The following is an 8,221-nucleotide window of genomic DNA, read 5'->3' as shown; positions in this document are numbered from 1 at the left end:
CGGGGTGAGGGAGGCGTTAGCGTGGGACACGAGGACCTCTCGGTTGTCGGTGCAGTTGTGGTAACCACACCGATACCGGAGGTCCTCACCTATCTGTTGTCGCCACGCCGTCCACAACGTCCCTGGCTATTACAGCTAGTGGACCAGCAAAGGCTAGGCTAAGCTGACCGACGGTCCCGACGTCCACGCGACGATCCGATCCGGGACGGAACGGGTGGGAGAAGCATGAGCAGTCCAGAAGTACTCGACGTCGTGGGTGTCGGTTTCGGACCTGCGAATCTCGCGCTGGCGATCGCGATCGAGGAACACAACGAGACGTGCGCGGAGCATGAGCGCGTCCGGGCGGTGTTCGTGGAACGTCAGGAGAGCTTCGGGTGGCATCCCGGCATGCTGCTCGACGGCGCGACGATGCAGATCGCGTTCCCGAAGGACCTGGTCACGTTCCGCAATCCGCGGAGCGGGTTCACCTTCTTCAACTATCTGTACGAACGCGACCGGCTCGTGGACTTCGTCAATCACCAGACGTTCTTCCCGACGCGGCACGAGTTCCACGACTACCTGTCCTGGGCTGCCGACCGTGTCGACGCCGACGTCCGCTTCGGCACGTCGGTCACGGACATCAGGCAGGACGGCGACGTCCTGACCGTCCGGTGCGACGACGGCACAGTCGTGCGCACCCGCAACGTTTCCGTCGGCGCCGGGTTGACCCAGCGGGTCCCCGAATGGGCATCGCTGTCCGCACGGTGCTTCCACAACCACGACTTCCTGCCACGTATGGCCGAGCTGCCGAAGCCGACCCACGGACGGTTCGTGGTGCTGGGCGCCGGCCAGTCGGCAGCCGAGGTGGTGCAGTACCTGCACGGTCACTACCCGCACGCCGAGGTCCACAGTGTCTTCACGCGGTACGGCTACAGCCCCGCCGACGACAGTCCCTACGCCAACCGCATCTTCGATCCGTCCGCGGTCGACGAACTGCACCGGGCACCGGCCCTCGAGCGGGAGCGGCTCATCGCGCTGCACCGCAGCACCAACTACTCGGTCGTCGACATCGAGCTGATCGAGGAGCTCTACCGCGCGGAGTACGCGGAGCGCGTCAGTGGTCACCGCCGGCTGTTCATGCGCCGCGCGTCCACCATCGACGGCGTGGTCGAGACGGCCGACGGCATCGAGGTGACCATCCGGGACAGCATCGACGGCATCGCCGACACCCTCGACTGCGACGCGCTCGTGCTCGCGACCGGCTTCCGGCCCGCGCCTCTGCGCCCGCTCCTCGGCGAACTGGCGCCCGAGGACGGCGGCCCCCGCGTCGTCACACGCGACTATCGCCTGCTGGCGACACCGGAGGCCGACACCGCCGGTGCACCCGGTGTCTACCTGCAGGGCGGCACCGAGACCACGCACGGCATCACGTCGTCGTTGCTCTCGAATGTCGCGATCAGATCCGGAGAAATCCTGAACTCCATCGTTGCGAGGCGTGCCGGTGGCGCGGTCCTTGCTAGGGTCGACACCGGTTCCACAGGCGCGGCGACCCGCGCCGAGACCGACAAGGCCCGCCGGGAACGCCCGGCATCGACGTTTGCAGTGAGCGAGGCAAGATGAGCACCAACCCGTTCGACGACGAAGACGGACGCTTCTACGTGTTGGTCAACGACGAGGATCAGCACTCGTTGTGGCCCACCTTCGCCGAGGTGCCCCAGGGATGGCGCGTCGTGTTCGGCGAGGAGAGCCGGGCAGCGTGCCTGGAGTACGTCGAGAAGAACTGGACCGACATGCGTCCCCGCAGTCTCCGCGAGGCCATGGAAGAGGACGCCGCGGGTCGTCACCGCGTCGAGAATCCCTCCTGATCTCTACTTCCAGCGCGCTGCGGACCGTCTCCGCGACCTGACCGGAAGCTTCGAGCGCACCGAGTCCGCGCGGCCCAGTCTCATGATGGGTCGACGCAGGGACTCGGTGCGTTCGACTATGCGGGGGCGGCGCAGTGTGCGCGCACCCCATTCGCCCAGCGTGACGCCGCCGGCCAGTGCGCCGCCCGTGCCCACCGCCGCCAGCAGTGCGCTGAGGCCCAGCAACGTCTGATCGTTGAGCAGGGCGAAGAGGCCGCGGTACACCGACAGACCCGGCAACAGCGGGGTGATACCGGCGACGGCGACGATCAGCGGCGGGATCAGGGCTCGGCGAGCCATGAGACCACCAGCGAAGCCGACCACCGTCGCGGCGATCGCGGACGAGAGCACCGGCCCGAAACCGACCTGCTGCGCGATGAGGAACACCAGCGCACCGGCGAAACCGCCGGCGAACGCCGCCGTGAGACCTCGGCGCTCCGCGTAGCAGGCCAGTGCGTAGAAGAGGGCCGCGAAGGCGCCGGCCAGCACCTTGGTGGGCACCTGGGCGAGGTCCGGAGGCGCGACGTTGCTCATGACTGGCAGCTCGGCGCCCAGCAGCGCCGCCAGTCGCAGGGTCGTCGCCACGCCCGCGATGATGCCGCCCGTCATCATCAACAGCTCGAAGAAGCGGGCCGCGGCGGTGATCGGGGCGCCCGTGATGGCGTCCTGCACCGAGCCGACCAGCGACAGCCCCGACAACAGCACTGTCACGCCGGCCGCGATGACCTGGGACGGCAGGATCGAGATGCCCAGTTGTTCCTGGAAGTTGTACAGCGTGATGGCGGGCGCCGACGCGATGAAACCGCCGACCACCTGCTGGAAGAAGAAGGGCAGACCGGCACGGTTCAGCACTCGGCCGACGCGGTCGATCACCATCGTCGACAGGAAGCTCACGGCGGCCACCAGCACACCGCCGCCGAGCAGGACGGAGATCGCCGCGGCCATGCCCGCCCACGCCAGGGTGGCGATCCACCGGTTGTAGGGGTGCGGTGCCCGGGTGACCTCCTTCAGCTCCGCCAGCGCGAGCGCCGGTGTCGGCACCTCCAGGCGGATCTTGCGGGCGAGAGCGTCCACGTCGGCCAGGCGCGTGAAGTCCATGGACCGGTAGTGCACGATGCGCATCGTGCTTGCCGGGGGGAGGGTCGGGCCGCGGTAGGCGCTGATGACGATCGAGTTGTAGGTGACGTCCACGTCGCACCGGGCCAGGCCGTATGTCGAGGCGATGAACTGAACCTGGTTGGCGGTGTCGATGGCACCGGTCCCGGCGGCCAGGGTCACCTCACCGACACGCACCGCGAGGTCGAGCACCTCCGACACGCTGGCGTCGTCGGTGAGGTCGATGGGCTGGAGCGGACTGGGTGCACCCGCCGGAGTGTCGACGATGGCGCGTCGCTCGCCTGTCATGCGTCGTAACGTCGACGCGAAGCCCTGCAGGTAGGTCATTCCTTCTCTCGGTCCGCTCTGGTGTCCGGTTGTCCCGACGAAGGTACCGGGTCCACCCGGGTGTTCCCTGACCGAGGCGGCTCACGCCCACACACCGTTTTCGACGTCCGGATGCGCCCACTCGTGGCACAGTGCTGGAACCACGTCGACCGTCGGGGGGCGACGACGTCCGACCCTGCAAGGACGGCCACACCGTGCGCGTGCTCCCCGGAATCTCGGCGGCCGACGTCGACTACGAGAGCGTCGTGGCGTACCACCGCCACGGCACCGCGATCCGGCGAGCGCCGTACCTCATAGCGTTCGCATGCGTCCTGCTTCTCGTGAAGACCGGTGCGGACCTGGCCACCGTCCGAGGCGACCGGTTCCGTCCGCCGATCCTTCTGGTGTGCGCAGCCGTCACCGCTGCTCTCGCGCTGTGGTGGGTCCGCGGACGAATGCCGCGCCGGTGCGGATCGGTCGCGTTCGTTGCGATCGCCGACATCGTCGTCCTGGTCCCTCTGGTGATGCTGCCGCCGTCGTCGGTGATCGTCGTGCAGAGCGTGCTGTTGCTCTCTGTCGGCAACTATGCGAGTGCGTTCCACGGCCTGCGCGTGTACCTCGTGCACAGCATCCTCGTCCTCGGGGCGACGACGGCGCTGGTGCTGCGAGCGCTCGCCGTGGGGTCCGAGAGCCTGGTCGTCGTGGCCGCGACCGCGGTGGTCATCGCGTTCGTCGTGTACGGCGGATCCACGCTGAACCACGTCTTCTTCACCCAGCTTCGCGACGACGCGGTGCGGTCCTATCACGATCAGCTCACCGGGCTGCGTAATCGTCTGGGCCTGCTCGTCGACGTGGAGAAGCAGATCCATGACGCCGCCGGCACGCCGGTCACGGTGTCGATCCTGTGCATCGATCTCGACGCGTTCAAGTCGATCAACGATCGGCACGGCCACGCGGCCGGCGACGAGGTGCTCAGACGCGCGGCCGGTCGGATCGCCGCGGTCGCCGGGGACGCCGTCAGTGCGCGGACGGGCGGGGAGGAGTTCGCCCTCGTGGTCGTCGGTGCGGGTGACCCCGGGCCGCAGATGGCGAGCGCCCTTCTCGACGCCATTCACCGCCCCGACGATCCCACCCCCGTCACTGCGTCCATCGGTGTGGCCACCGTTCCCCTGCCGGACGGCCGCATCGATACTCGGGACCTTCTGGACACGGTTCTCGCCTCTGCTGATCGAGCCATGTACGAGGCGAAACGGTGCGGTGGGCATCGCGCAGCAGTCGCGACGGGCGACGACGCGCACTGCCTCTGACGACCGGAAACCGTCGTCGACCTCGTTCGGTCGGTCTTTTTCGGGCTCTGTTCCCGCAATGACCGTGTCGACCGGGGATCGTGTGCCTACCATTGTGGCCGACGACGGTGTGGGGACCACCGTCGACACTGTTGTCCGTTTCGATGCAAGGCTGGCTCGAGTGCGTGTTCTCCGCGAGTGGTGGTCGTCCGACATCGACTACGCGTGGGTCGCCAATTACCACCGGACCCACGCCTACCTGAGGTCGGCGCCGTACTTCATCAGCGCGGCCTGCTTCCTGCTCGCAGTGAAGACGGTCGCGGATCTGGTCACAGCCCGTGACGCCGGACTGGGCGCATCCGGGTGGGTGTTCGCCGTGGCCACCGTCGTCTCCATCGCGCTCGGTCTGATGTGGGGGCGCGGCCACTTCCTCTCCCGGACGTGGTCGCTGCGCTTCGTCATCATCGGCGACGTCACTATCGCCGCGGTGCTGTTCGCGTTGCCGCCGTCCCAGATCGTCGTCATCTCCGCCGCGCTGTTGGTGACGGTGGGGAACTACGCCAATGCGTTCCACGGCGTGCGCGTCTTCGTCTGCCACGAGGCCTGGGCCATCGGCGTCGCCGGGCTGCTGTTCCTCCGACTGGTGACCACCACGTCGGTGGAGGTGTCCGCCGCCGTGTCGACCCTGGTCACCGTCCTCGTCGTCCTCTTCGCCGCGTCGTCGCTCAATCACCTGTTCTTCACCGCACTGCGTGACGACGCGGCGCGCGCGTTCTACGACCAGCTGACCGGTCTACGGAACAGACGCGGGTTGCTCGTCGACGTCGAGTCGATGCTCCGCAGCGCGCGACTCGCACCCGCCGATGGCGCCACCGTCGTGTCCGCCGTCTGCCTCGATCTCGACGCCTTCAAGTCCGTCAACGACCGCTTCGGCCACACCATCGGCGACGACGTCCTCCGCAGCGCCGCCGCCCGGATCGGTCGGGTGTCCTTCGACGCCGTCTCCGCGCGCATCGGCGGCGAGGAGTTCCTGGTCGTCGTCGCCGGCGACGAGTCGAGGGGACCGGCGGTCGCCCGCGCGTTGCTGCACGCCATCCATCGAGACGACGACGCGACACCGATCTCCGCATCCATCGGGGTGGCCTCCCTGCCCCTGTCGCAGGCCCGCGGCGACACCGCCGTGATGCTCAACAGCCTGCTCGATCGCGCCGACGCCGCCATGTACCAGGCGAAGCGACAGGGCGGGAACAGGGTCAGCGTCGCCGACCCCGGAACCGACGGGGTGGGCGGGCGCCGGCAGGAGGGGCTCTCGTTATGATGGTGCCGCTCGGTTCGCCGGGCACGCCTCCTTAGCTCAGTGGTAGAGCACTCGCCTTGTAAGCGAAAGGTCGTCAGTTCAATCCTGACAGGAGGCTCCACCGTTAGGTGCCGTGAACTGCGGTTTTACGACTCGGCCCGCTTCAAGGAAATGGGCGGCAGGGCCCCGATGTCACGAGTTGTCACAAGTCACTCGGAACTGCTTCACAGAGGGTCGAAATCGGGGCGTACGGACGTGGTCAGTTCCCGTGAAGGTCTGACATCGTCTGGAGGCTCTGGGCCGCGATCTCGAGAGCGTCGTTCGGGGCGTGAGCGTACGTGCGCATCGTGAAGGCAGAATCCGCATGGCCCAGCCACGCCGAGATGACGGCTATGGGAACGTTCTGCAGGTGCATCAACGTCGCGCAGGTGTGGCGCGCATCGTGCAACCTGATTTGCGGCACCCCGGCGCGCTTACATGCCGTCTGCCAGAAGTTGGACAACGTGTCGGGGTGGTAGGCGTGGCCAAGTACGTCGCAGACGATATGGGTGCCGGGTCCATAGTTCGCACCGGCAGCGGTGCTCTCGAGGTCCTGACGCTCACGGGCGGTGATCAGAGCGGCGGTCAGCACCGGGGTCAGCGGAAGATCGCGGTTCGACCGTTCGGTCTTTGTCAGTCCGTCCACGGCCTGACCGGCGACAGACACTCGGTTGTTGCGGATCGACATGACGCCGGCGTCCAGGTCGACGTCGGACCACCGAAGACCGCAGATTTCACCGCGGCGCAGGCCGGACAAGGCCAGGTTCCACGCGTGTCCCACGCGATCGGTCTGCGCGAAAGCCAACATCTGGCGCATCTCGTCCACCGAGAATGTTCGCATCTGTGGCTGCGTGCGCGGCAGTCGGTCGACCAACAGCGCAACGTTCCTCACCAGCAGGCCCTGTTTGACGAGTTCGGTCAGCACCGCCGAGATGATGTTCAGCATCGGATTGATGGACTGGGGGCTCCACGGTCGACGCACCGACTGCGGTGTCATTGGCGTTCCGCCGGCGGCAAGTGCGGTCACGAGCGAGTCGAGATGGCCCTTGGACAACCGCTGTACCGGCATAGATCCATGGAATTGCCTCAGCGGTTCGAGCGCGTGCCGATAGGCGTTCTTCGTCGTCGGTCTCACCCGCCGGCCCGCAAGCCATGCCTCGCAGACCTCGTCGACCGACAGCGCACTACCCGATACATGAACACCACGGTTGACCTCGTCGGTCACGCGGGCCAAGTACGCGCGTGCGTCCTTTTCGGTATCGAATCGCCGTCGGGACTGTGATCGCGTCGTGTGCAGATATGTGGATCCGTCAGGTCGGAGGCGCGGTACCTCTCGCGTTCCAGCGTCGACGGTGACCTGGTATCGGACGACGTCTTTCCCCGTACGGCGATCGGTGACCGAGATCTTGCGGATCTGCGGGGGTAGTTCGTTTCTAGCCATCGACCGACTGAGCCGAACTGGCAGCGAATCTTCTCAGTGCCCCCGGAATCCGCGCCGCTCGCGTACTCGATGAGCGATCAGCCACGGGGGAGTCCATCTCCGACGGTCATGCCGAGTCCGGTCATGGTGTCCCGATGCGCTGCCGTCTGCTTGAGCGCGTTCTCGTAGATGATCTCCAGGGCTTCGATCTTGTCGGGCGATTCGTTGTTCTCGAGTGCCCTTTGCAGCTGCTTGCGTGCGCTACGCATCGCGGTGATCGAGCGGTGCCATTCGTGAGTCAGCGTCGTACGGTCTCTGCGGACGTCGAACTGGCGGCGCACGAAGACCGGAACCGGCTGCCCGGTTGCTTCGTCGGACCATCCCGAATCCTCGAGCATCAACAGGCCGCTTTCCCCTCCCACCCACCTGACGGCGTCGTGGGATTCCTGGGAAACCCCGGGGAGCACGTCCACAGTTCCGCGGGGAAGATCAGGGAACAGCAGCTGGGCCGGCGCCACGTCGAGCGCTGCGGCCAGTGCGAGGAGGTCAGCGACGTCGAGGCCCCTCCGCCGCCCTGTCTCCAGGTCAGAGATCACCGCCCTCGATATGGGGTGGCCGAGTTCGGCAGTGAAGCGCCGTACGCAGCTGGGTCTGTCGCGTCCGCAGGTCCGCGAGCGGGGCGGGCCATCGGTGCCGACTCTCAAGGACATCGAGGAGGGGAGTGGGCGGACCGTGTCAGCCGGGACACTCGGCAAGTTGGACACCGGTCTTGAGTGGCAGCCGGGGAGCGCCGCCGATGTCCTCCGAGGTGGCGAGCCGCGGAGCAGGTCGTCGACCGAAGCGGACACCGTTCTGGGACCCGACACGGTGGTCA

General features: G+C 67.2%; 7 protein-coding genes and 1 tRNA gene. 5 read left to right on the top strand and 3 right to left on the bottom strand.

From position 1 onward, the window contains the following. The first annotated feature begins 225 nt into the window (after window positions 1–225). Together HQ306_RS21920 and HQ306_RS21915 are read left to right on the top strand one after the other, a co-directional pair. The gene (locus tag HQ306_RS21920; RefSeq protein WP_222633547.1) at window positions 226–1,599 is read left to right on the top strand and encodes a lysine N(6)-hydroxylase/L-ornithine N(5)-oxygenase family protein; all 1,374 of its coding nucleotides are present in this window, start codon (window positions 226–228) and stop codon (window positions 1,597–1,599) included. Then, window positions 1,596–1,844 carry an MbtH family protein gene (locus tag HQ306_RS21915; RefSeq protein ID WP_027506921.1) on the top strand — a complete coding sequence of 83 codons (249 nt, stop codon included), beginning with the start codon at window positions 1,596–1,598 and terminating at the stop codon, window positions 1,842–1,844. Before HQ306_RS21920 ends, HQ306_RS21915 begins: the two co-directional genes overlap by 4 nt. Window positions 1,845–1,847: 3 nt before the next feature. On the opposite strand, the gene HQ306_RS21910 is transcribed toward HQ306_RS21915, so the two are convergent. Next, window positions 1,848–3,317 (bottom strand): threonine/serine exporter ThrE family protein, encoded by a 1,470-nt coding sequence (locus HQ306_RS21910; protein WP_374197741.1) that lies wholly within the window; start codon window positions 3,315–3,317, stop codon window positions 1,848–1,850. A 203-nt stretch (window positions 3,318–3,520) separates the two neighbouring features. On the opposite strand from HQ306_RS21910, the gene HQ306_RS21905 reads away from it, so the two are divergent. The 3 genes from HQ306_RS21905 to HQ306_RS21895 all read left to right on the top strand — a co-directional run bounded on the left by HQ306_RS21905 (window position 3,521) and on the right by HQ306_RS21895 (window position 6,009). After that, complete coding sequence (locus tag HQ306_RS21905) at window positions 3,521–4,612, top strand: GGDEF domain-containing protein (RefSeq protein ID WP_308115589.1); 1,092 nt, start codon at window positions 3,521–3,523, stop codon at window positions 4,610–4,612. A gap of 160 nt (window positions 4,613–4,772) precedes the next feature. Further along, on the top strand, window positions 4,773–5,909 hold the full coding sequence (locus tag HQ306_RS21900; RefSeq protein WP_056695894.1) for a diguanylate cyclase: 1,137 nt from the start codon (window positions 4,773–4,775) through the stop codon (window positions 5,907–5,909). 25 nt (window positions 5,910–5,934) lie between these two features. Beyond that, window positions 5,935–6,009: transfer RNA gene (locus HQ306_RS21895), tRNA-Thr, on the top strand. Between the two features lie 138 nt (window positions 6,010–6,147). Here HQ306_RS21895 and HQ306_RS21890 read toward each other — a convergent pair. Continuing rightward, window positions 6,148–7,152, bottom strand: a complete 1,005-nt coding sequence (locus HQ306_RS21890) for a site-specific integrase (RefSeq protein WP_308115588.1) — start codon at window positions 7,150–7,152, stop codon at window positions 6,148–6,150. Between the two features lie 293 nt (window positions 7,153–7,445). Next, complete coding sequence (locus HQ306_RS21885) at window positions 7,446–7,943, bottom strand: XRE family transcriptional regulator (RefSeq protein WP_222633544.1); 498 nt, start codon at window positions 7,941–7,943, stop codon at window positions 7,446–7,448. Window positions 7,944–8,221: the final 278 nt, after the last annotated feature.

Source organism: Rhodococcus sp. BP-160, assembly GCF_019836205.1.
In the GTDB taxonomy this organism is placed as follows: Bacteria; Actinomycetota; Actinomycetes; order Mycobacteriales; family Mycobacteriaceae; genus Rhodococcoides.
This window is presented reverse-complemented; position numbering and strand designations above follow the sequence as displayed.